Genomic DNA, 25677 nt, shown 5'->3' with positions numbered 1-25677 from the left:
CAAGGCTGTGATTTAACCATATCCCTATCGTTTCGCACGATGAAACGCTTGCCACAAGCTGTTCGTGCTATAGCTTCGCTAGAAGCATCCGCTTCGCGCCATAATTGATAGTTGTCCGACCCGGAGGCGTGACAGACCGTGACCGGTAGTCATCTCAAGGCTCTTGCGGCCTTACAGAGCAAAACACCCGTGCTGATCGCGCTCTACGACCAGCATGATCGCCTGCGGTTTGCCAATCCGGCATTCCGCGCAGCCTACCACGTCGGCCCGGATGAGAGTCCGACTTGGGAGGAAATCATGCGCCGGAACCACGCTGCCGGCCACGGAACGATCCTCAAGACCGAAGACATCGATGCCTGGATCGCCTCGACGATGCATCGGCGTGGCAAGGTTCCGTTCCGCGCCATGGAAACCGACCTGCATGACGGTCGCTGGATGTGGATGACGGAGACGGTGGACGCGGATGGCTGCATGCTGTGCATCGCCGTCGACGTGACGGCCATCCATGCGGAAGAGCGCGAGCTCAGGCAGGATCGCGACTTCGCGCTTCGGGCCGCCCAGGTGGATGAGCTGACGAGCGTTCCCAACCGTCGCTACACGATGGGCCGGCTCACCGAATTCATCGCCAATTGCGCCGAGAACCCGCATATGTGGGGCTGCGTCGCGATCATCGACATCGACTACTTCAAGGCGATCAACGATCGCCATGGGCACCAGCGCGGCGACGAGGTGCTGCTCGATTTCGCCCGGCAGATGCAGGAATTCGTTCGCCGTTCGGATTGTTTCGGACGGATCGGCGGCGAGGAATTCATGCTGATCCTGCCGGATACGACCATCAGCGAGGGCAATCGCATCCTCGACCGCCTGCTCGAACGGGTCAGAAGCTCGCGGCCGCTCGAGAACATTCCTGAGTTCTTCTACACCTGTTCTGTCGGCGTTGCGGAATATCGCGACGGCGACAGCGTCAGCGATCTCTATGCGCGCGCCGACCAGGCGCTCTATCTTGCCAAGCGCGACGGCCGAGATCGCGTCCGCCGCTACACGCTTCCCGGCTCAGACCAGGAGGTTCACCCGGATCAGGCCCCGTAGCGAATTACCGACATAGAGGTTGCCGCGAACAAGGTCGTCACGCGAGAGCCGCGCGACCCGCGCGCGGCGCTGGCAGATAAGCTCGGTACGCAGCACGCCGGCAAGCAGGCCGCAGGCGATCGGCGGCGTCTTCAGGAGGCCGCTGCCGTCGTCGAGGAAGACGGAGGTGATCGTGCCTTCGCAGACCTCGTCCCTCTCGTTCAGAAGCAGAACCTCGTCGGCCTCGCTCGCCGCAAACTCGTTGCGGGCTGCCTCATAGGTGGCGCGGCGACTGGTCTTGTAGCGCAGCAGTGGATCGTTCGACTTGAGCCTGACGGTGGCAATCCGCGCCCGCCAGAGCGTATCTTCGGGTAGCGGCGCAAAGGGAGCGGTCTTCACCTCGATATGGCCGTCCGGGAACAGCTCGAGGCGCACGCGAAGCGCGGTTCCGGCATTGCCGGCGGCCGCATCGACCGCCGCAAGCAGCGCAGCCTGCGCGCCACCTGAACCCGCGATGCCGAGACGGCGGGCGGAGCGGACCAACCGGGCAAGATGCAGGCGCAAGCGGACGAAGCCGACTTGGGGCTCGTAGCGCAGGGTTTCGATCAGCGAGAAATCCGTCATCGGATGACCGCATTGCCGACGGGCGCGACATCGCCTTCGCCGAGCGCGATCCTATCGTCGCCGACGGCGAAGCGGGCCTTCAACAGGCATTCCTCGTATTCGGATTGGGCGGTGCTGTCGAAGACGATGCCGCCGCCGACATTGAAGACGGCATCGCCATTATCAAAGAGCGATATCGTCCGGATCGCGACGCTGAAGCGCATCACGCCGTTCGGGGCGATGAAGCCGATCGCGCCGCAATAGGCGTCGCGGGGGCCGTCTTCCAGGTCGTGCAGGATTTCCATCGCGCGCATCTTCGGCGCCCCGGTGATCGAACCGCAGGGGAAGAGTGCTGCGAAGACGTCCTTGAGGGTGATCTCCGGCAGGAGCTTCGCCCGGACATGGCTCACCATCTGGTGCACCGTCGGATAGGTCTCGATGTCGAAGAGTTTTGGGACGCTGAGCGTGCCGACCTCGGTGATGCGCGAGATGTCGTTGCGCAGGAGATCGACGATCATCCGGTTTTCGGCCTGGGTCTTTTCGTCGGCGCGCATGGCGGCGATGATTTCGAGGTCTTCGGCGGCCGTGGCGCCACGCTTGGCCGTGCCCTTCATCGGGTGGGTCTCGATCCAGCCGTCCGTGTCGACGCGGAAAAAGAGCTCCGGTGAGCGCGATAGAAGGACCGGACCGTCGAGGGCGACGAGCGCGCCATACTTGACCGGCTGCCGGTCGATCAGCGACCAGAAGGCGGCCCGCGGGTCGCCGGACCAGCGGGCGCGGATCGGCATCGTCAGGTTTGCCTGGTAACAATCGCCCTGCCGCAGATGCTGGTGCAGGCGGTCGAAACGCTCGCGGTAGGTCTCGAAATCCCAGCCGGCGCGGGGCTCGCTCAGGAAGGGTTCGTTCTCGGTGCGCCGCTGCGGCCCGGCGAGGGGATGGTCCTCGCTCGGCGCATCGAAGATGCCGAAGGACATCAGCGGCGTCTTGCGATTTTCCTCGGCAAAGCCTTCGAGCTTCTCCTCGAAGAGATGGCCGGCCTCATAGGACATGAAACCGGCGATCCATTTGCCTGATGTGTGCGCGCGTTCAAGCTCGGCAAGGCCGCGGACAAATTCGGCCTTCGTGCGCGCAGTTATGACGCGCGAAGGCGATGCGAAAACCGTGGTGCGGTTTTCGCTGTCGTCCCGGAACAGCACATAGGGTGCGGTGTCGCTCATAAAGTCGTCTTGTCGATCGCGCCGCGATCCGGACCTGTGTCCGGATCAGGCCTTATCAAGCGCCTCGAGCTCGTCGATGAGCCCTTCGATCATCGACAGTCCCTGTGCCCAGAACGACGGATCGGTGGCATCGAGGCCGAAGGGGGCGAGCAGCTCGGAATGGTGCTTGGTGCCGCCGGCCTTCAGAAGCTCGAAGTACTTGTCCTGGAAGCCCTGTTCGGCGTTCTGGTAGACCGCGTAGAGCGAATTCACCAGGCAGTCGCCGAAGGCATAGGCATAGACGTAGAAGGGCGAATGGATGAAGTGCGGGATATAGGCCCAGTAGGTCTCGTAGCCCTCGGAAATCCGGATGGCCGGGCCCAGGCTCTCGTTCTGTACCGACAGCCACAGCTTGCCGATATCGTCGGCAGTCAGCTCGCCTTCCTTGCGCGCGGTGTGCACCTTGCGCTCGAATTCGTAGAAGGCGATCTGCCGCACGACCGTGTTGATCATGTCCTCGACCTTCTGCGACAGCATGGCCTTGCGCTCTCGCTTGTCCTTCGTCTGGTCGAGCAGCGCACGGAAGGTCAGCATCTCGCCGAAGACGGACGCCGTTTCGGCGAGCGTCAGCGGGGTCGAAGCCATCAGCGCACCCTGACCGCCGGCGAGCACCTGATGCACGCCATGGCCGAGTTCGTGGGCGAGCGTCATCACGTCGCGCGGCTTGCCCATATAGTTGACGAGCACGTATGGGTGGGCCGAGGGGACTGTCGGGTGGGCGAAGGCGCCCGGCGCCTTGCCGGGGCGCACCGGTGCGTCGATCCAGCGCTCGTCGAAGAAGCGGCGGGCGATATCGGCCATTTCCGGAGCGAAGGCATTGTAGGCGGAGAGCACCGTGTCCTTGGCTTCATCCCAGGAGATCAGCGCATTCGGCGTTTCCGGCAACGGTGCGTTGCGGTCCCAGAAATCCATCTGTTCCATGCCGAGCCACCTGGCCTTCAGCGAATAGTAGCGGTGCGACAGGCGCGGATAGGCGGATTTGACCGCTTCGGCGAGCGCGTCCACGACCTCGCGCTCGACGCGGTTGGCCAGATGCCGGCTGTCGGCGATATCCTTGAAGCCGCGCCAGCGGTCGGAGATTTCCTTGTCCTTGGCGAGCGTGTTGGTGATCAGCGTGAAGGTGCGGATATTGGCCTTGAAGGTTTCGGCCAGCGCCATCGCCGCCTTCTTGCGAACATCGCTCGACGGGTCCTGCAGCAGGTTCAGGGTGACCTCGAGCGGCAGCGTTTCACCGTCGACCGTGAAGGTGAGGCTTGCCATCGTCTCGTCGAACAGCCGGTTGAAGGCGGCAGCGCCGGTCATCGATTTTTCCAGGAAAAGCTGCTCCAGCTTGTCGTCGAGCTGGTAGGGCTTGTCCATGCGCAGATCGGTCAGCCATGGCTTGTAATGGGCGGCGAGCGCATCTGTTTCGAGCGCCTTGTCGAGGATCGCGTCGTCGATCCGGTTCAGCTCCAAGGAGAAGAACAGGAGATGCGCCGACATGTCGGTGAGCTTCGATTGCACGTCGCCGTAAAGCTTGCCGTTTTCGGGCTTGGAGGTGTCGGAGAAATAGGTGAGACCGGCAAAGGAGGCGATGCGCCCCATGATGTCTTCGAGCGCCTCGAATTCCCGCACGGCCGCGCCGATGCCGGCGTCACCGCTCTTCGTCGCCGCGTCTGCGAGCTTGCCCTTCCACTTGGTCTCGAAGGCGATCGCGTCGGCATCGGCCTTCTTCATGTCGTTGCGAAACGCATCCGAGGACGCGGAGGCATAAAGATCCTCCAGCCGCCAGGAGGGCAGGTCACCGAGGTCGGCAGCGGCGCCATGGCTCTGGCCGGCGGCGGCGCGGACAACAAATTGCTCGGGGGCGAAGGGGCGGAAGGTCATCGTCGGATTTCTCTCGTTCGTGACAGGAAGAGGCAAGCGATATGGGCCCCATTGCTATCGCCGGCAATGGATAAAATGCAAGCATTTCTCAAAACATGATGTTCAGCCCTTTATGGCACAGATGCCTGACGTGATTTGGCACATGAGGTTGGCCAAAGAGTACCGCGTGTCCAGAGCAGGAGGCTTCCGTGACATCACACATTCTGGTCATTGATGACGATCCGGTGCAGCGCCGGTTGCTGACGAACATGATCGAGCGTCTCGGTCATGTGGCGCATCTCGCCGATAACGGCCGCAGCGGCCTGGAACTGCTGGAGCGCAAGGGCGGCATGATCAATGTCATCCTGCTCGATCTCCTGATGCCGGAAATGAACGGCCACGGCTTCCTTGAAGCGCTGGCCGAGCGCGGCGTCGATACGCCTGTCATCGTGCAGACCGGACAGGGCGGCATCGAGACCGTGGTGCACGCAATGCAGGCCGGAGCCTTCGACTTCCTGGTCAAGCCGGTCTCTCCGGAGCGGCTGTCTGTGGCAATCGGTAACGCGCTGAAGATGGCGAGCCGTGACGGCAAGGTCAAAACCTCGCGCCGTCCGCGCGGCGGCGCCGTCGGCTTCGACGACATCGTCTCTGCAAGCCCGGCGATGATCCGGGTGATCGACCTTGCGCGCCGCGCCGCGCAGTCGAACATTCCGATCGTGCTCGAAGGCGAGAGCGGCGTCGGCAAGGAAATGGTGGCGCGCGCCATCCAGTCCGCAAGCGACCGGGTGGGCAAGCCCTTCATTACCGTCAACTGTGGCGCCATCCCGCACAATCTGGTCGAGAGCATCCTCTTCGGCCACGAGAAGGGCGCCTTTACCGGCGCGACCGAAAAGCACACGGGCAAGTTCGTCGATGCTGACGGGGGAACCCTGTTCCTCGACGAGATCGGCGACCTGCCGCTGGAAGTCCAGGTGAAGCTTCTGCGCGCGGTCCAGCAGGGCGAGGTCGAGACGATCGGCGCACGCCATCCGCAGAAGGTCAATGTCCGGCTGATTTCGGCCACCAACAAGGACCTGATCAACGAAGTGCGCGAAGGGCGGTTCCGCGAGGACCTTTACTATCGCCTCAACGTTTTCCCGATCACCATTCCGGCGCTCCGCCGGCGCAAGGAAGATATCCCGGTGCTGGTGCGCTCCTTCGTCGAGCGCTTCGCCGCCGAGCAGCGGCTGAACCAGCCGCTGACGGTGTCGAGCGGCGCGCTGGCGCTTCTGACCGCCTATGACTGGCCGGGCAATATCCGCCAGCTCGAAAACGCGATCTTCCGCGCCGTCGTGCTTGCCGAGGGCAACGAGCTGACGGTGAAGGATTTCCCGCAGATCGCCACCCAGATCCCCGGCTACGTGGTTTCCGATCGCGCCGGTTTCTCCTGGGGCGAGGCTGGTCCGGAGCGGGCGGCGGCTGGCGGCGAGACCGTGTCGAGCGTCTACCCGGACTTTGCGAGTGCGGCGAAATCCATGGAGGCAGAGGCCTCCGGCGACGCACGCATGGAGAACGCGATCGCCAGCGTCGACGAGGGCGGAGACGTGCGCAAGCTTGCGGAAGTCGAGGAGGAACTGATTCGTTTTGCGCTGAAATTCTACCGCGGCCAGATGAGCCAGGTGGCCCGCAAGCTCGGTATCGGCCGGTCTACCCTCTACCGCAAGCTGAAGGATTATGGCATCGATCCCGATAACCCTTTGAGAGAGGCGGCATAAAATCGACGCATTCACGATTCATTAGCCGTGCTATTCAGTCACCGCCGTTTAGACCTTGTTAGTGAAGTATTCACTATATTATAAGGGGCGGTGACGACTGTGGCAAATTTGCCATGCTGTCACCTTATTTGACAGTCATCTGAGACAGCGAAGCACGGTTGTCCGTCGGACGGGGATTGAATGCCAAATTTGTTCGGTTTTAAGAAGCCGCTCGGCTCCTTAGCGAGAGTCTGCGCGGCGGTCACCCGCCGGGTGCCGCAGGTTCTGACATCCGTTGCTCTTGCGGCTGCCCTCGTTACGCCTGGTTTTGCTCCTCCCGTAGAGGCCGCAGGCCAGACCCGGACACTGAAGCTCTATTTCATTCATACCCAGGAAAAGGCGCAGATCACCTTCAAGCGCAATGGCCGCTATGACGCCAAGGGCCTGCAGGAAATCAACCGCTTCCTGCGCGACTGGCGCCGCAACGAGCCGACGAAGATGGATCCGCGCCTGCTCGATCTCGTCTGGGAAGTCTACCAGAAGAGCGGCTCGCGCGATTACATCCACGTCGTTTCGGCCTATCGTTCGCCGGCGACCAACGGCATGCTGCGTTCGCGCTCGAAGGGTGTCGCCAAGAAGAGCCAGCACATGCTCGGCAAGGCGATGGACTTCTATCTGCCGGATGTGAAGCTGAAGACGCTGCGCGAAATCGGCGTGAAGTTCCAGGTGGGCGGCGTCGGCTATTACCCGACATCCGGCTCGCCTTTCGTCCACATGGACGTCGGTGGCGTTCGCGCCTGGCCGCGCATGAGCCGCGCCGAACTGGCACGCCTCTTCCCCGACGGCAAGACCATGCATTTGCCGTCCGATGGCAAGCCGCTTCCGGGTTATGAGCAGGCGGTTGCCGACTACAAGCGTCGCGTCGGGGCTTCGGCGATCCAGGTCGCTGGCGGTGGCGATACCGGTCCGGGCGATACGGCGAGCGGCAAGCGTCGCGGCAACCTGTTTGCCATGCTCTTTGGCGGTGGCGGTGACGAGGATGAAGAACCCTCGGCAATCGCAGCCGGCCCCGGTACCGATGACGAAGGTGGTGCTGCGCCCGCTGCCAAGGTGCAGACGGCTGCTGCCCCCGCCGCTCAGGAAGCGCTGCCCGGTGTTGCCGGTTCTGTCGCCGCCGAGCAGACGGTTGCTGCCGAACAGAACATCAATGCGCCGGTTCCGGCCGTGCGGCCCGCCTTCAAGCAGGCGCCTGCCGATGCTGGCGTAGCCGTGGCTCTCGTCGCGCCGGAGAAGAACCCGGCCCAGGAAGCGCTTGCTGCAGCCCTGCCGCCAACCTCGGAAACGCCGAGCGAATTTGCCGACCTCGGTTCGATGAAGGTTCCGGTCCCGCAAATGCTTGACCGCCGCGACATGAACACGCTCGTCGCATCCGCCGATGCCGAGCCGGACATGCAGGCGCTCGGTTTCGTGCCGGTTCCTGCCATGCGGCCCGCGGGCGACGCTGCCCTTGCCGCCGTTGCCGATGCGCAGGTCGTGATCCCCTCCTTCGCGGAGCGCCCGGTCGTGGCATCCGCAGAACCGCCGCGTGATGTGGCGGCCGAAGCCAAGACCCGTGTGGCGCTGGCCCAGCCGACGCCGGCTGAACGCCAGCCCGTCGCCCAGCCGCAGCCGATCGAGATGGCAGCCTACGCGCCGCAGTCGGGCACCAATGCGCGTGCCGCGATCTTCGACAGCGCGTTTGACACGCAGGCGGAAGCGCCGGCCAAGGGCGGCCGACCGAAGAAGAACGACGCCGATGCCGCGACCCGCTCGTCGGTGCGCGCCGAACCGAAGCTGACCCAGAAGATCATCTCCGAATGGGCGCTTTCGACCGGCCGCGTCGCAACGCTTTCCAAGCCGGTGAAGGCGCCGCGCTTCGTCAGCAAGTCCCTGCGGACTGCCCCGACGACGGTCTATGCGGCCGGCTTCTCCAGCAGCGCCGGACCAAACGTCGACACGGCCCGCTTCAGCGGCAATGCCGTCAACTTCATGGAAGTGAAGAAGTTCAGCACCAACTGAGCTTCCACCAAGCACCAGACACGAAAAAGCCCGCCGACCTGGCGGGCTTTTTCGTGTCTGTCGTCTGCCTTCGCCTCATGCCGGCTCCGGCTGCATGCGCGCCTCCGCCGCGGCGTTCCCGCGCGGAAAGCGAAGGCCGCCTGGCGGCGGCCTCGAAAAGGTCCTGCTTATTCCTCGTCGGCCGCCGGCACCATGCCGAGCGCCTGGAGGTAGGTGTCGAGGATCGCTTCCTGTTCCATGCGCTCGTCGTGATCCTGCTTGCGGATCGAAATGACCTTGCGCAGGATCTTGGCGTCGAAGCCGGTGGACTTGGCTTCGCCGTAGACGTCCTTGATGTCGTCCGCGATGGTCTTCTTTTCTTCTTCCAGGCGTTCGATCCGTTCGATGAAAGCACGAAGCTGATCGCGTGCGACGCCGTGAGCATCCGACATGGTCTTCTCCTTGATAGGGGGAATGGAATTTCTTGGGTGCCGTGACGTGCCGCGAACGGCCGCCAAGGTCAAGGGTGATTGCGCAACAACGCGGTCATTTCCGTGGCAGAGGCGGCCGAAAAGACCCTAATCCCTTGATCACGACGGTTTGTGTCGGCGCGATCCAGCCATCATTTTCAAGCGGCTCACGCGTTCGAGCGAAGTGCGGGTGGAAGCCCGCATACGCCTTTCGTCATTCCGCCTTGGGCCGGTTGAGCTCGAACGCCGCCTTTTGTTCGGCCGATGCTTCCCTCTGGTTGCGCTCGCGCCATTCCTCATAGGGCATGCCGTAGATGATCTCGCGCGATTCCTCCTTGGCAAGCGGAACGCCCGCCTGTTCGGCGGCTTCGCGATACCAGTTGGACAGACAGTTGCGGCAGAAGCCGGCGAGGTTCATCAGGTCGATGTTCTGGACATCGTTGCGTTCGCGCAGGTGGTTGACCAGCCGGCGAAAGGCGGCGGCCTCGAAGGCGGTCTGTTGCTCCGGGGTCAGTTCGGTCATGGTCGCTCGTCCTCTTCATCATAGGCGCCGGTGCGCGAGATGTGCCGCTCGTAGCGATGCAACTCGGGCATGGCGTTCAGGCTTGCCAGGATCGGCGCCAGCCGCTCGGCCCAGGCGGCAACGCCTTCAGCGTCGGCGATCAGGTCCTGCCGCACCTCGATCAGGGCGTGCGCAATGCCCGGCACCATGCAATGCCTGAACATCGTATCGCCGCGCAACGCGCCGTCATAGGGTTCATTGTTGCCGACGACGATATCGCCCGGCGCCTCGAGCCTGTCGATCAGCGGCAGCACGGCGCGGCCGTCGCTGTCCCAGAGCACGGCGGCGTGCCAGGGACGGGCGACGCCCTTCCAGGCCGGCGTGTAGGAATGGATTGAGATGACCAGCGGTGCTGCGCCATGCGCCTCGGCGCTTCGGCCGATGGTCTCGGAGACGGCGCGGTGATAGGGGCGATGGAACCGGTTCAGCCGGTTTTCCCACTCCTGCTCGGTGATGGGGTGGTTACCCGGGATGATCGCTCCGTCGGAAATCCGCATGATCAATGTCGGGTCGTCCTCACCGCGGTTGGGATCGATCAGCAGGCGCGAGAAGCAGCCGAGAACGGCCGGCGCGTCGAGCATCGCCGACAGGCGCCGCACGAGCGCTTCGACACCGATATCGTAGGCGATGTGCCGCTCGAAGGCTGCGGCGGGAAGGCCGAGACTGCCATATTCGGCAGGCAGCCGGTTCATGGCGTGATCGGCAAGGAGCACGAGCCCGGTTGTGGGCTTGGCTTCGATAATCTCATAGGGAGAATAGTGTTGCATGCCCTTCCAGTCCGTTTCAGCGTCCCGTCTCGCTGATCGCACGCGTGGGCGTCAATCGCAAGAAAAACGCAACTGTTTAACGAAATCCGAAAGCAATTTACCGATTGTAATCGATTAGAGTTGCGTTGACTTTCGGGGCTGCCCGTCGCAAGAAAGTGCCACGCAAATCAAAACGGAGTTCCATCGGAAACCGTGTCCAGATATCCTTTTTCCAAAGCGAAGCCGGGGCTGACGACACTGGGAGGCATCCTCCTGTTTCTCCTGGCGACATCAAGCTCATTTCTTTTCGCCAGCGATGCACGCGCCGATTTTCGCGTATGCAACGGCACCCAGACACTGGTCGGCGTAGCCATCGGCTACCGGGCCAAGGACGGCTGGATGACGGAAGGCTGGTGGCAGGTGCCTGCCAACACCTGCGCGACCCTGATCGAGGGCGAGCTTCAGTCACGTTATTATTATCTTTACGCGGAAGATGCGGCCCGTGGCGGTCGCTGGACCGGTGACGTCAACATGTGCGTCGCCGAGAACGAATTCAAAATCACGGGCGTGCAGGACTGCTTTGCCCGCGGCTTCCAGCGCATGGGATTCAAAGAGTACGACACGGGGCGGCAGGGAAGCTGGATGGTTCAGCTTTCGGATCCGTCCGGCACGCAGGAAAGCCAGAATTGATGAAGCGGAACAGAAAAGTCAAAATCCTCGCAACGCTCGGACCGGCGTCTTCGGACGAGCAGATGATCCAGAAGCTGCACGAGGCCGGGGCCGATCTGTTCCGCATCAACATGAGCCATGCGAGCCACGACGTGATGCGCACGCTGGTGCAGCGCATCCGCGCGGTCGAAGCGCGCTGCGGCCGGCCGATCGGCATTCTCGGCGACCTGCAGGGACCGAAGCTGCGCGTCGGCAAGTTCGCCGAAGGCAAGGTCGATCTCAAGGTCGGCCAGACCTTCACGCTCGACAACAAGGACGAGCCTGGCGACAACACCCGCGTCTATCTGCCCCATCCGGAGATCCTCGAAGCGGTCAAGCCCGGCCACCGCCTGCTGATCGACGACGGCAAGCTCCACCTGAAGGCCGAGAAGACCGACGGCAAGAGCATCGTCACGACCGTTGTCGCCGGCACCAGGATTTCCGATCGCAAGGGCGTCAGCCTGCCTGATACGCTGCTCGCTGTGGGCGTGCTGACCGACAAGGACCGCGCCGACCTCGACGCCGTTCTGGCGACCGGCGAATTCGATTGGGTGGCGCTCTCCTTCGTGCAGCGTCCGGAAGACCTGGCCGAAGTTCGCAAGATCGCCCGCGGCCGCGTTGGCCTGATGTCGAAGATCGAAAAGCCGCAGGCGCTCGACCGCATCGACGAGATCATCGAACTCTCGGACGCGCTGATGGTCGCCCGCGGCGACCTCGGCGTCGAGATGCCGCTGGAATCGGTGCCCGGCCTGCAGAAGCAGCTGACGCGCGCTTGTCGCCGCGCCGGCAAGCCGGTAGTGGTTGCCACCCAGATGCTGGAATCGATGATTTCGGCTCCGGTCCCGACCCGCGCCGAAGTCTCCGACGTCGCGACGGCCGTGTTCGAAGGTGCGGATGCTGTCATGCTTTCGGCAGAATCGGCCTCGGGCGAGTATCCGGTGGAAGCCGTTTCGACCATGGCGTCGATCGCCAGCAACGTCGAGCGCGACCCGCATTATTCCAGCATCATCTACGCGCAGCGCACGCCGCCGGAAGCAACCGGCGCCGACGCGATTTCGCTCGCTGCCCACCAGATCGCCGAGACGCTGCGGCTCTCTGCCATCGTCTGCTACACCTCGTCGGGCACGACGGGCCTTCGCGCCGCCCGCGAGCGGCCGCAGGTGCCGATCATCGCGCTGTCGCCGATCGTGCAGACGGCGCGCCGCCTCTCGGTCGTCTGGGGCCTGCACTGCGTGGTCACCGAGGATGCGACCGACCTCGACGACATGGTCAACCGCGCCTGCCGCATCGTAGCCTCGGAAGGCTTCGGCAAGCCGGGCGAACGCATCATCATCTCGGCCGGCGTGCCGCTCGGCACCCCCGGCGCGACCAACATGCTGCGCATCGCCTATATCGGCTCGGACGGCATGAGCGGCGTCTGACGCCCTCTCTCTTTTTCGGACTGCAACGAGACCCCAGGAGCGATGATCCCGCTCCTGGGGTCTCGTGTTTTGTTGATGATGGGGCAGGTCGTGGGATGACGGGCGCCCCGGCAAAACCGGCCAGATCCCCAACGGATGGCCTGGCGCGATCAGGGCGACTTGGCGGCGGCGAGCCTTTCTTCGGCGCGCTTGACTGCCGCTTCGAGATCGCCGGGCTTGCCGGCCAGTTTCTCGACCGCGGCAACGACGACGTCGGTGACCACATAGTCGGGTTTGTGGCCGAGATTGCCGATCCAGTGCAGTTCGGCGCCGGGGATATCGCGCGCCAGCCCGCGCGAGTGGATATCGGCCAGAACGATCCCGTCGCTGTCGCCGGTGATGATCACGGTCGGCGCGGCGATGTCCCGGTAGCGGGGCGCGGTAGCAGTCAGATAGCCGTGCAGATTGGCGATGTCGCGGGCGTTGCTGAGGAAGGTCGAGGGACGCAGCACCAGATGCGGGCCGGTCTTGTCGATGTAGTCAGCCGGGCGCGGGTTGGGCGAAAAGATCGAGTGCGTACCGCCCTCGATGCGTCGCTGTCCCAGTGGCGTTACCAGCGTATGGGCAAAGAGCCAGCCGACGAAGGGCAAGGCTGTCAGGCGGTAGTACCAGTCGATGCCGCCGGGCCAGGGGTGGGTGGCCGGCGCCAGCAGGAGGAGGCCGGCGGTCTTGTCCGGATGATTGAGCGCGAAGCTCGCCGCAATCGCGCCGCCGAAGGAGTGGCCGACGATCACCGCGCGACCGACGCCGCGCTTGTCCATCAGCCTTGCGATCGCATCCGCCTGGCCACCGGGCAGGTCGTTTTCCGGCCCGCCGCGCTCGGAATAGCCATGGCCCGGCCGATCGACGAACAGCATCTCGGCGCGACCATCAAGCGCGGTTGCGAAAGCATGCAACTGGTCGAGCAGGTTGCCGCTCGCGCCATGAATGAAGACGACCGGCAGGAGGTCGGCTTGCCCGCCGGCGGGCAGGTGCACGCTGTTCATGCGGTAGCCGCCGATATCGATCAGTTCGCCGACATTGGGAAAGCGCCGGGCGAAGCCACGCGCGTGCCAGAGGCTGTAGGCGACGCCGGCGAGTATCAGTGCAAGGAACAGGAGCGTGACTGGGAACATCATTTCTATTTGTCTTCCGGTGCCCGTCTTTCAAGGCGTGACCGAACCCTTGGGGCCGCCGAGGTTTATCCTTTGCCATCGCGGCCAGATGTCGTCCACAGCGCGCTTGCGGGCCAGCACAAACTCTGGCAGCGCCGCATCCCGGTTGTCTTTGTTGTAGCGGTTGTCCATGCGGTCGACAACGAGCACCGCGGCGATCGCTGGGCGGTCGGCTCCGGCATGGCGATGCCATTCCTCCCAGATGGGCTCGACGAAACGGCGCGCCGCTGTCGCGATCTTCAGAAGCGACGTTCTGTCGGAGGGGAGGAGCGTTGACGGGCTAGGCAATCGACCGGATCGCGCGTTGTCAGGTCTTGCTGCCGGCGAGTTTTTCGGCAAGTTCGCCCAGTTGTTCCTGCGCCTTGCGATCGGCGGGATAAATGTCCAGGAACTGTTCCCAGGCACGCATGGCAAGCTCATCCTTGCCGGAGGCGCCGAGGATTGCCGCCATGCCGGCAAGCGCACCGAAGTGGCGGGGCTCGATCGACAGCACGCGGTTGATGTCGGCCATCGATTTCCGGTAGTTGCCCATCGTATAGTGCAAGGTCGCGCGGCGGTTCCAGCCTTCGACATAGTTGGGTGCAAGGGCGATAACCTGGTCGAGGATATCGAGAGCGGCCGGCTGCTTGTTGTCGGAGATCGCCTTGTCGGCCCATTGCATCAGCAGGTTGACCGTGGCGCTGCCGGAATCCTGCCACTCCATGCGGATCTGGTTGGAAAGCTCGCGTGCCTTGTCAGGGTCGCGTTCCTTTTTCAGGTCGGCGAACAGTGTGTCGAGGCGTTGCTTCGGGGTGGTGAGGCTGGTTGCTTCCGTTTGGGTCGAGGCTTCCGCCGCGAAGGAGAGGTTGCCAGCTCCCGTGGAGGTGGCGAGCAGGGCGGAACACGCCAGAATCAAGGGTCTAAAAACTCGCATGGCGAGCATGTTAGCTCGCCACGGAATAACTTCAAATCAATTCTGGGACATCGCCTGAGCGCTGTTCCCAAGTCCCCTGACGGGTCTCAGCCCTGACGAGCCTTGAAGCGCGGGTTGGACTTGTTGATGATGTAGATGCGGCCCTTGCGACGAACCAGACGGTTTTCGCGGTGGCGGGTCTTGAGCGACTTGAGCGAATTCTTGATCTTCATTTTCCTGATCCGCAGGTTTCGGGGAATGAAAATTCGCCCGGTATCTCTAACAATCAAAAGCGCGCCCGTGAGCGCGCTCCTTTAAGGTGGGATGGCAAATACCGTGTCACCCCTGGTGTGTCAACCACAAGACGCCCCATTTTGGCGTCTTGCCCCGCATTTCTATGGCCCTCAGCCGCGAACGAGCCGCGTGACGTGGCCCATTTTGCGCCCAGTGCGGGCCTCGGTCTTGCCGTAGAGGTGCACCAGCACGTCATCCTCCGCAAGCCATGCGGGGACCGCGTCGAGGTCGTCGCCGATCAGGTTTTGCATGACGCAGTCGGAATGGCGACGCGGATTGCCAAGCGGCAGTCCGGTGACGGCACGGATATGCTGCTCGAACTGCGAGACGACGCAGGCGGCTTCCGTCCAGTGGCCGGAATTGTGCACGCGTGGCGCCATCTCGTTGACGATCAGGCTGCCGTCGGCGAGCACGAAGAACTCGACACCGATGACGCCGACATAGCCGAGCGCATCGAGGATCGCCTTGGCGGCAACCCGTGCCGCTTCGCCTGTCGCAGCGCCGATCTCCGCCGGGACCGTCGAGGTGTGGAGGATGCCGTTGCGGTGCACGTTTTCCGCCGGATCGAAACAGGCAACGGCGCCGTTGGACGCACGGGCGGCGATGATCGAGATTTCGCGCTCGAAGGGCACGAAGCTTTCGAGGATCAGCGGTACGCCGCCGAGTGCCGCAAAGGCGCCGGCCGGGCTGTCTGCCGTCGAGCGGAAGACGCGCTGTCCCTTGCCGTCATAGCCGAGGCGGCGGGTTTTCAGGACGCCGGTTCCGCCGAAATCGGCAAGCGCCGCTTCGAGGTCGGCCTGGCTGTCGACGGCATGGAAGCGTGCCGTGGCAATGCCGCAGCCGTTGATGAACTGCTTTTCGGTGAGGCGGTCCTGGGCGACTTCCAGCGCCTTCGGCGGCGGGAAGACGGGACGTTTCGCGGCAAGCCGCTCGGCGGCCCCGACCGGCACGTTCTCGAATTCGTAGGTGATGATGTCGCTGACGGCGGCAAGCTCGCCGAGCGCGGCTTCGTCGTCATAGGCCGCGACGATCTGGTCGTTCGCCACCTGGGCCGCCGGACAGTCGACCTGCGGCTCGAGGATGACGGTGCGGAAGTTCAGTCGGGCGGCTGCCATCGCCAGCATGCGGCCGAGCTGGCCGCCGCCGATAATGCCGATGGTGGTCATGCCTCGTCCACCGGATACTCGGCAACGGCAATGGTCTGCTGTTCACGCCAGTCGTCGAGGCGGTCTGCGAGGTCCTCGTCGCCAAGCGCAAGGACGGCTGCGGCAAGGAGTGCTGCATTGACGGCGCCGGCGCGGCCGATCGCGAGCGTGCCGACCGGGATTCCGGCCGGCATCTGGACGATCGACAGCAGGCTGTCCTGGCCGGAGAGCGCCTTTGACTGGACGGGGACGCCAAAGACCGGCAGCGGCGTCATCGAGGCGCACATGCCGGGCAGATGCGCTGCACCTCCGGCGCCGGCGATGATCACCTTGAAGCCCTCGTCGCGGGCGCCCTTGGCGAAGCTGACCAGCCGATCGGGCGTGCGATGGGCCGAAACGATGCGTGCCTCATAGGGAATGTCGAGCGCGTCGAGCGTATCGGCGGCATTCTTCATCGTCTCCCAGTCCGACTGGCTTCCCATGATGATGGCGACGGGTGGGGTCGTGGTGTCGATCACGTCTATCCTGTTCTGCTTCAGGCAATGATATCGGGAATGATCTGGTCTTCGATCTTGCTGATCTTGTCCTTGATCGCCAGCTTCTTCTTCTTCATGCGCTGGACTCTGAGCGCGTCGCAGCCCGTCTCGATCATGGCGTTGATGGCAGCATCATAGTCTTCATGTTCCTGCCTCAGCCGCGCTGCGGTCAGTCTGAGTTCGGCCTGGTCCTGGTCCGGCATGCAAAGCGATCCCCATCAGCCCGGTTGCGAAGTCCTCCTCGAACCGGAATTTCATGCGCCGCTCTATCACATCTTGGGCGGTAACGGGAAGTTATCCGTCGTCATCATTTCGCCTTCGACAAATGAAAAATGGCGTGGCACAGTAGTAAGGTTACAACCATGAAACATCCGGCATTTGCGTGCCGGATGCAAGCAAAAGGAAGGGACTGCCAAATGACTGTTGAGGCTCATCTTGCAACGCTTGAGAAAAAACATGGCGCCCTGGAGCAGGAGCTCCACGTAGCGATGAATCAGCCGTCAGTGGAAGACGAACTGATTACCGATATCAAGCGAAGGAAGCTGCGCATCAAGGACGAAATCGAAAGGCTTCGCTCCTCGACTCACTGATTATCAACGGTATTTCCCAGAACCATCGGGAAGCGCCATCTCCCCTCTGAGTAGGCGCAACAAGGTTTAGAACCAATCCCCCACAGTGGAATATACGGACTTTTGGACCGGGCCTGACGCCCGGTCCTCTTGTTTCCGGGCCGTCGCTTCAGAGCTCAAGACCAGAACTGGTCGAGCCAGAGGTTGAGGCGGTCAAACCCCGGCCGGTTGATCGCGTAGATCCGCCGCGTGCCGCTCGCCGAGACCGAGACCAAATTGCAGTCCAGCAAGGCCTTCAGGTGCTGCGATACGGCAGGACGGCTGATCGGCAAGCCTTCGGCCAGCTCGTTCACGGTTTTCGGCGCGCGCCGCAATTCCTCCAGCAGGTGGCGCCGGTTCGGGTCCGCAATGGCATCGAAAGGGTCCGCGATGGTCATGGGCGGACGTTAGGCGAATTTTTGCAAGGCAGCAAGAATTTTGTGCGGTGCGAAACGCTAATTTTGCTTTGCAATATTTCCGTAATACTTGGGTGGCGACTCAGCCGGCCGCGGCGAGGCCGACGATACCGTCCCAGAGCAGCTTCGAGCCCGCGATGAAGGCCATGCTATACATGAAGGGATAGAAGATCTGCGGCTTCATGCGGCGAACGATAAAGGCGCCGCACACGGTCGCGACGATCGCCAGCGGAAAGAGCGTCGCCGAGATTTTCAGGTTGCTGAGATCCAGTTGCCCGAGCGCGAAATAGGGAATGAGCTTCACTGCGTTGAGGATCGCGAAGAAGCGCACGATCGTGCCGGTATATTCGCGCGGATCGAGTTGCAGCGGCAGCGCATAGATCTGGAAGGGCGGGCCGCCGGCATGCGCAACAAAGCTGCCATAGCCGGCGAACGAGCCCCAAAGCGCTGCCGGCCCGGGCCGCTGCGTCTTCGGCGCGATGGTGATGCCGAGGCGCATGCGCCAGATGTTGTAGACGTAGCGAAGCACGAAGAGCACGGTGATCAGGCCGATGATCAGGCGGAGCAGGTCACGCGAGACGTAGGCGGAGGTCGCCCAGCCGATGAGGATGCCGGCAATGGCGCCGGGCAAAAGCATGAAAAGCGTCTTGCGGTCGCCATGCTTGCGCCACATCCAGAGCGATACAAGGTCCATCGCGATCAGGATCGGCAGGAGCAGGGCCGCGGCCTGGACGGGCGACACCGCCATCGACAGGATCGGCACGCCCATGAGCGAAAGCGCTTCTCCCATGCCGCCTTTGCTGAGGCCGACAAGCAGAACGGCCGGGATGGCGATAAGGTAGAAGTCGAGATCCGGAAGCATGGGTGGCTGTTGATCCTTTTGCAGTCTCCGTCTATCGGTTTTCGGAAATGAAATCGAGCGCTGGTTTCGCGGCTTACGCGGTACAGCCGGAAATGGATATCTGAGCATGACAACAGAACGCTGCCGCCTGGTGCTTATCGCGCCCGACATGCCCGATGCGGCGGAACGTGCCAAGGTGCTCGCCGACGCGCTCAAGGGTGGCGACGTCGCCTCGGTGATCGTGCCGCAATACGGGCTCGACGACGCCGAGTTCCAGAAGCATGCCGAGCGCCTGGTTCCGGTCATCCAGGAGGCGGGCGCCGCAGCGCTGATCGCGGGCGACTCGCGCGTGGCTGGTCGCGCCAAGGCGGATGGTCTGCATGTTACCGGCAATGCCGAGGTGCTCGGCGAGGCGGTCGAGAAGCATACGCCGAAGCTGATCGTCGGCGGTGGCAACGCGGCCGACCGCCACCATGCGCTGGAGATCGGCGAAGTGCGTCCGGACTACGTGTTCTTCGGCAAGACCGATGGCGACATCAAGCCGGAGGCGCATTCGAAGAACCTGGCGCTTGCCGAATGGTGGGCGTCGATGATCGAGATCCCTTGCATCGTCATGGGCGGCACCGATCCGCAATCGGCGCTTGCCGTGGCGGAGACCGGCGCCGAGTTCGTGGCGCTTCGTCTAGCCGTCTTCGGTGAGCCGGGACAGGCGCCCTCCGTCGTTGCCGCGGTCAACGCGTTGCTTGACGAAAAAGCGCCACGGTTTGAAGATTAAGACGTTTCGATGTTGAACCGTCCGTCTTCCAGATTGAGTAGGGGTCTTTCCCTTGTCGCCCTGGCCGTTGCGCTGGCGCTGCCGGCGCATGCGCAGGAGCAGCCGAGCGACGGCGGTGATGCCGGCGTCGAAAAACGCGGCCGCATCACACCCTTCAACGGCGCGGCGATGCCCGAAGGGGCAGAGACTGGCGACAAGTCGAACGCGGCCTCGGGAAAGAAGCCGGGAGACGGTACGGCGCCGTCTGGAGGCGTGGGCGTTTTCGATCGCATGGGTGCGGAATTGCCGGCGCTTCCGGCCGAAAAGCCCTTCGCCGGCAAGGTCGACGAGGCTTATGGCGCGTTCCAGCGCGGCTATTACCTGACCGCGATGGATCTGGCGCTGCCGCGGGCGCAGCTCGGCGATCCAGCGGCGCAGACGCTGATTGCCGAAATCCTGCAGCAGGGGCTTGGCGTCGTGCGCAACCCGCAGCAGGCTGCCTTCTGGTATGGCCAGGCGGCGGAAAAAGGCGATCCGGCGGCGATGTTCAAATATGCCCTGATCCTGATGGAGGGGCGCTACGCCAAGCGTGACCGGAAGAAGTCCGAAGAGCTGATGAAGAAGTCGGCCGATCTCGGCAACGGCTCGGCGCAGTTCAACTATGGGCAAACGCTCGTTGCCGACAATCCCGGACCGAAGGGATTGAAGCTGGCGATGCCCTATTACGAGAAGTCGGCCGAGCAAGGCATTGCGGACGCGCAATATGCGTTGTCGCAGATCCTGGTCAATGTCGACGGCATCGAGGAAAGCAAGCGGGCGCGTGCCCGCGAATGGCTGATCCGTGCGGCGCGGGCGGGCTTCGACACCGCCCAGCTGGACATCGCCATCTGGATGATCGAAGGCATTGCCGGTGAGCGGAACCTGGAGGACGGCTTCGGCTGGATGCGCCGGGCTGCCGAGGGCGGCAACGTGGTGGCGCAGAACCGCCTCTCGCATCTCTATGTCAATGCCATCGGCACGCGGCCCAATCCGGTCGAGGCGGCGAAATGGTATGTGCTGTCGCGCCGCGCCGGTCTCAAGGACGATGCGCTCGAGGACTTCTACCTCGGCCTGAACGAAGAGCAGCAGAAGCAGGCGCTGAGTGCGGCCAACAAGTATCGCCGGAGCTGAGCGCGGCGGAATCCCGTCGCCGGCGGCCGGCAAACATGCTATTTCGCTTGAACTCGCGGGGCTTTTGTGGTTCTGAAGCCGCGGTTTTGCTCGTGGCGCCACGACAGTGGCTGCAATGCGCGAGCGGAGTGAGACTTCACTCGGTTTTTTGACGACGGAACACGGTTTGCAGCTTGCCCTTGGGGCCGGCAATGCGCCTATGTTTCGTCAAGCAGGTTCAACGTCCGATCGAACGCGTTCGATCGGCCTTCGTTTTTCAAGGGATCGCCAGATGGCCCGTTCAGCACTTCTCAATGTCATGGTTCAGGCCGCCTTCAAGGCGGGCAAGTCGTTGTCCCGCGATTTCGGGGAAGTCCAGAACCTGCAGGTCTCGCTCAAGGGACCCGGCGACTATGTTTCGCAGGCCGACCGCAAGGCCGAAAAGCTCATCCGCGAAGAACTCCTGAAGGCTCGCCCGACCTATGGCTTCCTCGGCGAGGAAGGCGAGGAGATCATCGGCACCGACGGCGCCCATCGCTGGATCGTCGATCCGCTCGACGGCACCACCAACTTCCTGCACGGCATTCCGCATTTCGCCGTTTCGATCGCACTGGAGCGCCAGGGCGAGATCGTCGGCGCCGTCGTCTTCAACCCAGCGACCGATGAACTCTACACGGCCGAGCGCGGCGGTGGCGCCTTCCTCAACGACCGTCGTCTGCGGGTTGCTGCGCGCAAGCATCTTTCCGATGCCGTGATCGCCACCGGCACGCCGCATCTCGGCCGCGGCAACCACGGCAAGTACCTGATCGAACTGCGTCACGTGATGGGCGAAGTCGCCGGCATCCGCCGCATGGGCTCGGCTGCACTCGATCTTGCCTATGTCGCTGCCGGCCGTTTCGACGGCTACTGGGAGCGTGACCTTGCCGCCTGGGACATTGCCGCCGGCGTGCTTCTCATTCGCGAAGCCGGTGGCTGGACGCACGATATCAACGGCGGCGCCCGTCCGGTCGACGACGGCTCGGTCATTTGCGGCAACGAATACATCGTCAAGGCGCTGACGGAAGTCGTTCATCGCCCGGTGCCGACGAAGTAAGTCGTCATCCCTTTCGTTTCAAAGCCTCCGACGCGCAGCCCGCATCGGGGGCTTTGTTTTTAGTGCGAAGCGCGGCGGAGCAACACGACACCGCCACAGGCCCGTGCCTAACTGGCGACCTGCAGGCGGCGGCATCATCGCGGCTGCATGCACAAATTGGCCCTTGAATCGATTTCGGTTTCAGGAATTATGCGATAGGCTCCGGGCCGGCGCGGCGTCGTTCCGTCAAGTGAAGCGGAGATACTCATACCCATGACGAAACTGCATCTGTCCGGATGGAACGGTCGGGAAGGCATGGAAGACGGCTACAACCCGCATAAGCTCTCGAGCCCCATGCACTATTTCTGGACGATGGTGGTCTTTCTGATCATCGTCGGCTTCGTGGGTGCGATCCTCTTCCGCCAGGCGCAGAATGCCTTTCTCGCCAATCCGGGCCTCAACGGCCTGATCCTCGGCGTCCTGCTGATCGGCATCCTGCTCGTCTTCAACCACGTGCTGGGCTTGCGTCCCGAAGTGCGCTGGTTCAACTCGTTCCGTGCCGCCGGCAGTGCCGATAAGGTCGGCCGCGACCCGGTTCTGCTCGCGCCGATGCGGGCCCTGATCGGCGGTCGCCAGACGGCGATCTCGACCACGGCGCTGCGGTCGATCCTCGATTCCATCGCCACCCGCCTCGACGAATCGCGCGACATTTCGCGTTACCTGACCGGGCTTCTGGTGTTTCTCGGCCTGCTCGGCACCTTCTGGGGTCTGCTTGGAACGATCGGCTCGATCAATACGGTCATCCAGTCCCTGGATGCCGGATCGGGTACGACGGAAGACATTCTCTCGGCGCTGAAGAACGGCCTGTCGGCACCGCTCACCGGCATGGGCACGGCGTTTTCGACGTCGCTTTTCGGCCTTTCCGGTTCGCTGATCCTCGGCTTTCTCGATCTGCAGGCCGGGCGGGCGCAGAACCGTTTCTACACCGAGCTTGAAAACTGGCTCTCCTCCGTGACCGATGTCGGCTCGGAGCTTTCGCCGGCGCTCGACCTGCCCGCCGGCGCGCCGGTCGAGGAGCTGAAAAGGCTCACCGACCAGCTCGTCCGCCTTAACCATGAGGGCGGCGCGAACCAGCGCACGACCGCCGCCATGGCAAGCCTTGCAGAAGGCATTCAGGGGCTGGTCAAGAACATGCGCGGCGAACAGCAGATGCTGCGGGACTGGATCGAAGCTCAACAGGACGAAGCCAAGGCGATGCGCAAGACGCTCGACAAGCTGGCTTCGCGCGTCGGCATCTCCGACCGGTCGTCTGCGCATGACAAGCCGGCCGTGCCGGCCAAGGCGCGCGTGGAAGAGACCGGAGGGGAATGATCCATGGCGCTCGCGCGAAAAGGCCGCTCTCAGCGCACGATCGACTATTGGCCGGGCTTCGTCGACGCGCTGTCGACGCTGCTGCTGTCGATCATGTTCCTGCTGACCGTCTTCGTCCTCGCACAGTTTCTGCTCAGCCGTGAAATCAGCGGCAAGGACGAGGTACTCACGCGACTGAACAGCCAGATCAACGAGCTGACCCAGCTTCTGGCGCTCGAAAAGAGCGGCAAGCAGGATCTCGAGGATTCCCTTGCCAATCTGCAGGCGTCGCTCGCCACCTCCGAGGGCGAACGCTCGCGGCTTCAGGCCCTGCTCGACCAGGGTGCTGGCAGCTCGGACGCCGCCAACCAGAAGATCGGCCGTCTCGGCTCTGAGCTTGAGACCGAGCGCGAAGTCAGCGCGCGGGCGATGAGCCAGATCGAACTCCTGAACCAGCAGATCGCGGCGCTCCGCAGCCAGATTGCCGCCATCGAGGTGGCGCTTCAGGCATCGGAAGCCAAGGACCAGCAGTCGCAGACCAAGATCGCCGATCTCGGCCGACGCCTCAACGTGGCGCTGGCCCAGCGGGTGCAGGAACTCAATCGCTACCGCTCGGACTTCTTCGGACGCCTTCGGGAAATTCTCTCCGACCGCGAAAACATCCGCATCGTCGGCGACCGCTTCGTCTTCCAGTCGGAGGTGCTGTTCCCGTCCGGCGGCAACGACCTCAATCCGGCGGGGCAGGCGGAAATGGCCAAGCTCGCCACCGCACTGCTCGATCTCGCCAAGGAAATCCCCGCCGAGATCAACTGGGTGCTGCGTGTCGACGGCCACACCGACAATGTGCAGCTTTCCGGCGCCGGGCGTTTTGCCGACAACTGGGAGCTCTCGTCGGCGCGCGCGACCTCGGTGGTCAAGTTCCTGATCTCGAAGGGCGTACCGGCGGACCGCCTGGTTGCTGCAGGCTTTGGCGAGTACCAGCCGATCGCGCCGGGCGAAAGCCCGGAAGCGCGGGCGCAGAACCGCCGCATCGAGCTCAAGCTGACGGAGAAGTAAGCTTTCGGCCCCGCGAGCGTCCCGTCGTCGGTGACGCCAGTCCGGCCTTGAATTGACCTTGACGTACGCGTAACAGTTTCTGCGGCCATTTCGATGGCTGCGGCAACTTTTGCGTGTCAGGGCGTGGGGTGCCGGATGGGATGCGAGGGGGAGAGCATTTCATGGATTGCGATGTATTGGTTATCGGCGCGGGCCTTGCCGGGCTTGTCGCCGCAGCGGAGGCGGCAGCACTCGGGCGCAGGGTCATCGTGCTCGACCAGGAGGGGGAGCAGAACCTCGGCGGACAGGCCTTCTGGTCGCTGGGCGGTCTGTTTTTCGTCGATAGCCCCGAACAGCGCCGCATGGGTATCCGCGACACCCGCGAGCTTGCCCGGCAGGACTGGGCGGGCTCGTCGCAGTTCGACCGTCCTGAGGATCACTGGCCGCGGCTCTGGGCGGAAGCCTATCTCGATTTTGCCGCGGGCGAGAAACGCTCCTGGTTGCACTCGCTCGGTATGCGCTGGTTCCCGGTCGTCGGCTGGGCGGAGCGCGGCGGCGGCCTTGCCCACGGGCACGGCAATTCGGTGCCGCGCTTTCACGTCACCTGGGGCACCGGCCCGGCAGTGCTCGAACCGTTCATCCGGTTGACGCGGGAGGCGGAAAGCCGCGGTCTCGTGCGCTTCCGTTTCCGGCACCGGGTCGATGAGCTCGTGACCACCGACGGCCGCGTGACGGGTGCGCGCGGTGCGCTGCTCAAGGACGATCCGGTCGGGCGCGGCGAACGCAGCTCGCGCGACATCGTCGGCGATTTCGAGCTTTCGGCAGGCGCGGTCGTCGTCACGTCAGGCGGTATCGGCGGAAACCACGATCTAGTCCGCCGCAACTGGCCGCGCAAGCGTCTCGGCCAACCGCCGGCGACGATGGTCGCCGGCGTACCCCACCATGTCGACGGTCGCATGCTGGAGATCGCCAGCCAGGCGCGGGGCGCGGTCATCAATGCGGATCGCATGTGGCACTATACCGAGGGGTTGAAGAACTTCGATCCGATCTGGCCGGACCATGGCATCCGCATCCTGCCGGGGCCTTCGTCCTTCTGGTGCGACGCCGACGGCAACCGTTTTCCGGCGCCAGCCATGCCCGGCTTCGATACGCTCGGCACGTTGAAGGCGATCCGCGACAGCGGCCATGACTACAGCTGGTTCGTGCTGACGCGGGCGATCATCAAGAAGGAATTTGCGCTTTCCGGTTCGGAGCAGAATCCCGATCTCACCGGCAAGAGCGTCGCCCTTCTGTTAAAGCGGCTCGGCAAGAACCCGCCAGGGCCGGTCCAGGCGTTCATGGACAAGGGCGAGGATTTCATCGTGCGTGATCGGCTCGACGACCTGGTGCCGGCGATGAATGCACTGACCGGCGAGAACCGGCTGTCGCTGGAGCATCTGCGGCAGCAGATCGAGGCGCGCGACCGGGAAATCAACAATCCGTTCTCCAAGGACGCGCAGGTGACCGCGATCCGCGGCGCCCGCGCCTATCGCGGTGATCGGCTGCTGCGCACCGCCAAGCCGCATCGGCTGCTCGATCCCAAGGCCGGACCGCTGATTGCCGTCCGCCTGCATATCCTGACCCGCAAGACGCTCGGCGGGCTCCAAACCAACCTGTCAGGCCAGGTGCTGGAGCAATCGGGCGAGCCGGTACCCGGTCTCTACGCTGCCGGCGAAGTCGCCGGCTTCGGCGGCGGCGGCATGCATGGCTACAATGCGCTCGAAGGCACGTTTCTCGGCGGCTGCATCTTTTCCGGCCGGGCTGCGGGGCGGGGTGCTGCCGGGGCGTGACGTGGTTGTTAGCTGGAGCGGCCCCTCACGATAGCCCTCTCCTTGCCAAGCGCGAAGAGGCGACGTTCGAGTGTGGGGTGGTGTATCCGGGTTCAATCCGAGGGACACCGTGTG

General features: G+C 63.6%; 27 protein-coding genes. 12 read left to right on the top strand and 15 right to left on the bottom strand.

What is annotated here, in order from left to right; translation table 11 throughout:
- Positions 1-138: 138 nt before the first annotated feature.
- Entirely contained in the window at positions 139-1089 is a 951-nt protein-coding gene (locus M2267_RS11670; RefSeq protein ID WP_043610644.1) for a sensor domain-containing diguanylate cyclase, read from the top strand.
- Here the strand turns inward: M2267_RS11670 and M2267_RS11665 are convergent.
- The 3 genes from M2267_RS11665 to M2267_RS11655 are packed head-to-tail and all read right to left on the bottom strand — an operon-like array spanning position 1054 to position 4793.
- Positions 1054-1692, bottom strand: a complete 639-nt coding sequence (locus M2267_RS11665) for an aminotransferase class IV family protein (protein ID WP_429114699.1) — start codon at positions 1690-1692, stop codon at positions 1054-1056. The two genes, M2267_RS11670 and M2267_RS11665, sit on opposite strands and share 36 nt — an antisense overlap.
- Positions 1689-2888, bottom strand: coding sequence for an aminodeoxychorismate synthase component I (locus M2267_RS11660; protein ID WP_429114698.1), 1200 nt, complete (start codon positions 2886-2888; stop codon positions 1689-1691). The genes M2267_RS11665 and M2267_RS11660 overlap by 4 nt, the downstream gene beginning before the upstream one ends.
- Before the next feature lie 45 nt (positions 2889-2933).
- Positions 2934-4793, bottom strand: a complete 1860-nt coding sequence (locus M2267_RS11655; protein ID WP_429114697.1) for a M3 family oligoendopeptidase — start codon at positions 4791-4793, stop codon at positions 2934-2936.
- Positions 4794-4981: 188 nt separating this feature from the next.
- Between M2267_RS11655 and M2267_RS11650 the strand changes: the two genes are divergently transcribed.
- Both M2267_RS11650 and M2267_RS11645 read left to right on the top strand, forming a co-directional pair.
- Positions 4982-6526 carry a sigma-54-dependent transcriptional regulator gene (locus tag M2267_RS11650; protein WP_043610639.1) on the top strand — a complete coding sequence of 515 codons (1545 nt, stop codon included), beginning with the start codon at positions 4982-4984 and terminating at the stop codon, positions 6524-6526.
- Positions 6527-6706: 180 nt separating this feature from the next.
- A complete protein-coding gene (locus tag M2267_RS11645) occupies positions 6707-8563 on the top strand; it encodes a DUF882 domain-containing protein (protein ID WP_429114696.1) in 1857 nt (618 codons plus the stop codon).
- A gap of 167 nt (positions 8564-8730) precedes the next feature.
- Here the strand turns inward: M2267_RS11645 and M2267_RS11640 are convergent, their stop codons facing one another.
- From M2267_RS11640 to M2267_RS11630, 3 genes are all read right to left on the bottom strand, one after another.
- Positions 8731-8994 (bottom strand): DUF2312 domain-containing protein, encoded by a 264-nt coding sequence (locus M2267_RS11640; protein ID WP_034806111.1) that lies wholly within the window; start codon positions 8992-8994, stop codon positions 8731-8733.
- Positions 8995-9226: 232 nt separating this feature from the next.
- Positions 9227-9535, bottom strand: coding sequence for a DUF1244 domain-containing protein (locus tag M2267_RS11635; RefSeq protein ID WP_429114695.1), 309 nt, complete (start codon positions 9533-9535; stop codon positions 9227-9229).
- Positions 9532-10341, bottom strand: coding sequence for an N-formylglutamate amidohydrolase (locus tag M2267_RS11630; protein ID WP_429114694.1), 810 nt, complete (start codon positions 10339-10341; stop codon positions 9532-9534). The genes M2267_RS11635 and M2267_RS11630 overlap by 4 nt, the downstream gene beginning before the upstream one ends.
- 192 nt (positions 10342-10533) lie before the next feature.
- Between M2267_RS11630 and M2267_RS11625 the strand changes: the two genes are divergently transcribed.
- Positions 10534-11010: a DUF1036 domain-containing protein gene (locus tag M2267_RS11625; protein ID WP_051659725.1), complete on the top strand. Its 477-nt coding sequence runs from the start codon at positions 10534-10536 to the stop codon at positions 11008-11010.
- Positions 11010-12449 (top strand): pyruvate kinase, encoded by a 1440-nt coding sequence (pyk, locus tag M2267_RS11620; RefSeq protein ID WP_402325474.1) that lies wholly within the window; start codon positions 11010-11012, stop codon positions 12447-12449. The genes M2267_RS11625 and pyk overlap by 1 nt, the downstream gene beginning before the upstream one ends.
- A gap of 149 nt (positions 12450-12598) precedes the next feature.
- Here the strand turns inward: pyk and M2267_RS11615 are convergent, their stop codons facing one another.
- From M2267_RS11615 to M2267_RS11585, 7 genes are all read right to left on the bottom strand, one after another.
- A complete protein-coding gene (locus tag M2267_RS11615) occupies positions 12599-13603 on the bottom strand; it encodes an alpha/beta fold hydrolase (RefSeq protein WP_429114810.1) in 1005 nt (334 codons plus the stop codon).
- Positions 13604-13633: 30 nt separating this feature from the next.
- Positions 13634-13981 (bottom strand): hypothetical protein, encoded by a 348-nt coding sequence (locus M2267_RS11610; protein WP_429114693.1) that lies wholly within the window; start codon positions 13979-13981, stop codon positions 13634-13636.
- A complete protein-coding gene (locus tag M2267_RS11605; protein ID WP_402325699.1) occupies positions 13950-14564 on the bottom strand; it encodes a tetratricopeptide repeat protein in 615 nt (204 codons plus the stop codon). Before M2267_RS11605 ends, M2267_RS11610 begins: the two co-directional genes overlap by 32 nt.
- A gap of 77 nt (positions 14565-14641) precedes the next feature.
- Positions 14642-14767 carry a type B 50S ribosomal protein L36 gene (ykgO, locus tag M2267_RS11600; protein ID WP_034806120.1) on the bottom strand — a complete coding sequence of 42 codons (126 nt, stop codon included), beginning with the start codon at positions 14765-14767 and terminating at the stop codon, positions 14642-14644.
- Between the two features lie 171 nt (positions 14768-14938).
- Positions 14939-15994, bottom strand: a complete 1056-nt coding sequence (locus M2267_RS11595) for a 5-(carboxyamino)imidazole ribonucleotide synthase (protein ID WP_043610625.1) — start codon at positions 15992-15994, stop codon at positions 14939-14941.
- Entirely contained in the window at positions 15991-16455 is a 465-nt protein-coding gene (gene purE / locus M2267_RS11590; protein WP_034806641.1) for a 5-(carboxyamino)imidazole ribonucleotide mutase, read from the bottom strand. Before purE ends, M2267_RS11595 begins: the two co-directional genes overlap by 4 nt.
- A gap of 53 nt (positions 16456-16508) precedes the next feature.
- Positions 16509-16712 (bottom strand): YdcH family protein, encoded by a 204-nt coding sequence (locus M2267_RS11585; RefSeq protein WP_034806122.1) that lies wholly within the window; start codon positions 16710-16712, stop codon positions 16509-16511.
- Positions 16713-16925: 213 nt separating this feature from the next.
- Between M2267_RS11585 and M2267_RS11580 the strand changes: the two genes are divergently transcribed.
- Positions 16926-17099 carry a YdcH family protein gene (locus M2267_RS11580; protein ID WP_034806123.1) on the top strand — a complete coding sequence of 58 codons (174 nt, stop codon included), beginning with the start codon at positions 16926-16928 and terminating at the stop codon, positions 17097-17099.
- 155 nt (positions 17100-17254) lie between these two features.
- Here M2267_RS11580 and M2267_RS11575 read toward each other — a convergent pair whose 3' ends face one another.
- Together M2267_RS11575 and M2267_RS11570 are read right to left on the bottom strand one after the other, a co-directional pair.
- Positions 17255-17515 (bottom strand): ArsR/SmtB family transcription factor, encoded by a 261-nt coding sequence (locus tag M2267_RS11575; protein ID WP_034806124.1) that lies wholly within the window; start codon positions 17513-17515, stop codon positions 17255-17257.
- A gap of 100 nt (positions 17516-17615) precedes the next feature.
- Positions 17616-18395 carry a sulfite exporter TauE/SafE family protein gene (locus M2267_RS11570; protein WP_429114692.1) on the bottom strand — a complete coding sequence of 260 codons (780 nt, stop codon included), beginning with the start codon at positions 18393-18395 and terminating at the stop codon, positions 17616-17618.
- A 106-nt stretch (positions 18396-18501) separates the two neighbouring features.
- Between M2267_RS11570 and M2267_RS11565 the strand changes: the two genes are divergently transcribed.
- The 6 genes from M2267_RS11565 to M2267_RS11540 all read left to right on the top strand — a co-directional run bounded on the left by M2267_RS11565 (position 18502) and on the right by M2267_RS11540 (position 25563).
- Positions 18502-19149 (top strand): thiamine phosphate synthase, encoded by a 648-nt coding sequence (locus tag M2267_RS11565; protein ID WP_043610620.1) that lies wholly within the window; start codon positions 18502-18504, stop codon positions 19147-19149.
- Positions 19150-19158: 9 nt separating this feature from the next.
- Positions 19159-20298 carry a tetratricopeptide repeat protein gene (locus M2267_RS11560; RefSeq protein ID WP_429114691.1) on the top strand — a complete coding sequence of 380 codons (1140 nt, stop codon included), beginning with the start codon at positions 19159-19161 and terminating at the stop codon, positions 20296-20298.
- Between the two features lie 271 nt (positions 20299-20569).
- Positions 20570-21370 (top strand): inositol monophosphatase family protein, encoded by an 801-nt coding sequence (locus M2267_RS11555; RefSeq protein ID WP_034806132.1) that lies wholly within the window; start codon positions 20570-20572, stop codon positions 21368-21370.
- Between the two features lie 252 nt (positions 21371-21622).
- Positions 21623-22720, top strand: coding sequence for a MotA/TolQ/ExbB proton channel family protein (locus tag M2267_RS11550; RefSeq protein WP_043610616.1), 1098 nt, complete (start codon positions 21623-21625; stop codon positions 22718-22720).
- 3 nt (positions 22721-22723) lie between these two features.
- A complete protein-coding gene (locus M2267_RS11545) occupies positions 22724-23755 on the top strand; it encodes a peptidoglycan -binding protein (protein ID WP_043610615.1) in 1032 nt (343 codons plus the stop codon).
- A gap of 161 nt (positions 23756-23916) precedes the next feature.
- Positions 23917-25563 (top strand): FAD-binding dehydrogenase, encoded by a 1647-nt coding sequence (locus M2267_RS11540; protein ID WP_429114690.1) that lies wholly within the window; start codon positions 23917-23919, stop codon positions 25561-25563.
- The last annotated feature ends 114 nt before the right edge of the window (positions 25564-25677 follow it).

This window comes from Ensifer sp. KUDG1, from assembly GCF_050434285.1.
GTDB lineage: Bacteria > Pseudomonadota > Alphaproteobacteria > Rhizobiales > Rhizobiaceae > Ensifer.
The sequence above is the reverse complement of the archived record's forward strand: the minus strand, read 5'-3'. Positions and strand labels throughout refer to the sequence as shown.

What these genes read in the sequence shown, in the direction of transcription:
- M2267_RS11550 (WP_043610616.1), top strand. Translation starts at nt 21,623, where the DNA reads ATGACGAAACTGCATCTGTCCGGATGGAACGGTCGGGAAGGCATGGAA.
- M2267_RS11545 (WP_043610615.1), top strand. Translation starts at nt 22,724, where the DNA reads ATGGCGCTCGCGCGAAAAGGCCGCTCTCAGCGCACGATCGACTATTGG.
- M2267_RS11565 (WP_043610620.1), top strand. Translation starts at nt 18,502, where the DNA reads ATGACAACAGAACGCTGCCGCCTGGTGCTTATCGCGCCCGACATGCCC.
- purE (WP_034806641.1), bottom strand. Translation starts at nt 16,455, where the DNA reads ATGGGAAGCCAGTCGGACTGGGAGACGATGAAGAATGCCGCCGATACG.
- pyk (WP_402325474.1), top strand. Translation starts at nt 11,010, where the DNA reads ATGAAGCGGAACAGAAAAGTCAAAATCCTCGCAACGCTCGGACCGGCG.
- M2267_RS11540 (WP_429114690.1), top strand. Translation starts at nt 23,917, where the DNA reads ATGGATTGCGATGTATTGGTTATCGGCGCGGGCCTTGCCGGGCTTGTC.
- M2267_RS11615 (WP_429114810.1), bottom strand. Translation starts at nt 13,603, where the DNA reads ATGTTCCCAGTCACGCTCCTGTTCCTTGCACTGATACTCGCCGGCGTC.
- ykgO (WP_034806120.1), bottom strand. Translation starts at nt 14,767, where the DNA reads ATGAAGATCAAGAATTCGCTCAAGTCGCTCAAGACCCGCCACCGCGAA.
- M2267_RS11660 (WP_429114698.1), bottom strand. Translation starts at nt 2,888, where the DNA reads ATGAGCGACACCGCACCCTATGTGCTGTTCCGGGACGACAGCGAAAAC.
- M2267_RS11605 (WP_402325699.1), bottom strand. Translation starts at nt 14,564, where the DNA reads ATGCTCGCCATGCGAGTTTTTAGACCCTTGATTCTGGCGTGTTCCGCC.
- M2267_RS11575 (WP_034806124.1), bottom strand. Translation starts at nt 17,515, where the DNA reads ATGACCATCGCGGACCCTTTCGATGCCATTGCGGACCCGAACCGGCGC.
- M2267_RS11580 (WP_034806123.1), top strand. Translation starts at nt 16,926, where the DNA reads ATGACTGTTGAGGCTCATCTTGCAACGCTTGAGAAAAAACATGGCGCC.
- M2267_RS11635 (WP_429114695.1), bottom strand. Translation starts at nt 9,535, where the DNA reads ATGACCGAACTGACCCCGGAGCAACAGACCGCCTTCGAGGCCGCCGCC.
- M2267_RS11595 (WP_043610625.1), bottom strand. Translation starts at nt 15,994, where the DNA reads ATGACCACCATCGGCATTATCGGCGGCGGCCAGCTCGGCCGCATGCTG.
- M2267_RS11640 (WP_034806111.1), bottom strand. Translation starts at nt 8,994, where the DNA reads ATGTCGGATGCTCACGGCGTCGCACGCGATCAGCTTCGTGCTTTCATC.
- M2267_RS11655 (WP_429114697.1), bottom strand. Translation starts at nt 4,793, where the DNA reads ATGACCTTCCGCCCCTTCGCCCCCGAGCAATTTGTTGTCCGCGCCGCC.
- M2267_RS11585 (WP_034806122.1), bottom strand. Translation starts at nt 16,712, where the DNA reads ATGCCGGACCAGGACCAGGCCGAACTCAGACTGACCGCAGCGCGGCTG.
- M2267_RS11665 (WP_429114699.1), bottom strand. Translation starts at nt 1,692, where the DNA reads ATGACGGATTTCTCGCTGATCGAAACCCTGCGCTACGAGCCCCAAGTC.
- M2267_RS11570 (WP_429114692.1), bottom strand. Translation starts at nt 18,395, where the DNA reads ATGCTTCCGGATCTCGACTTCTACCTTATCGCCATCCCGGCCGTTCTG.
- M2267_RS11630 (WP_429114694.1), bottom strand. Translation starts at nt 10,341, where the DNA reads ATGCAACACTATTCTCCCTATGAGATTATCGAAGCCAAGCCCACAACC.
- M2267_RS11645 (WP_429114696.1), top strand. Translation starts at nt 6,707, where the DNA reads ATGCCAAATTTGTTCGGTTTTAAGAAGCCGCTCGGCTCCTTAGCGAGA.
- M2267_RS11555 (WP_034806132.1), top strand. Translation starts at nt 20,570, where the DNA reads ATGGCCCGTTCAGCACTTCTCAATGTCATGGTTCAGGCCGCCTTCAAG.
- M2267_RS11560 (WP_429114691.1), top strand. Translation starts at nt 19,159, where the DNA reads ATGTTGAACCGTCCGTCTTCCAGATTGAGTAGGGGTCTTTCCCTTGTC.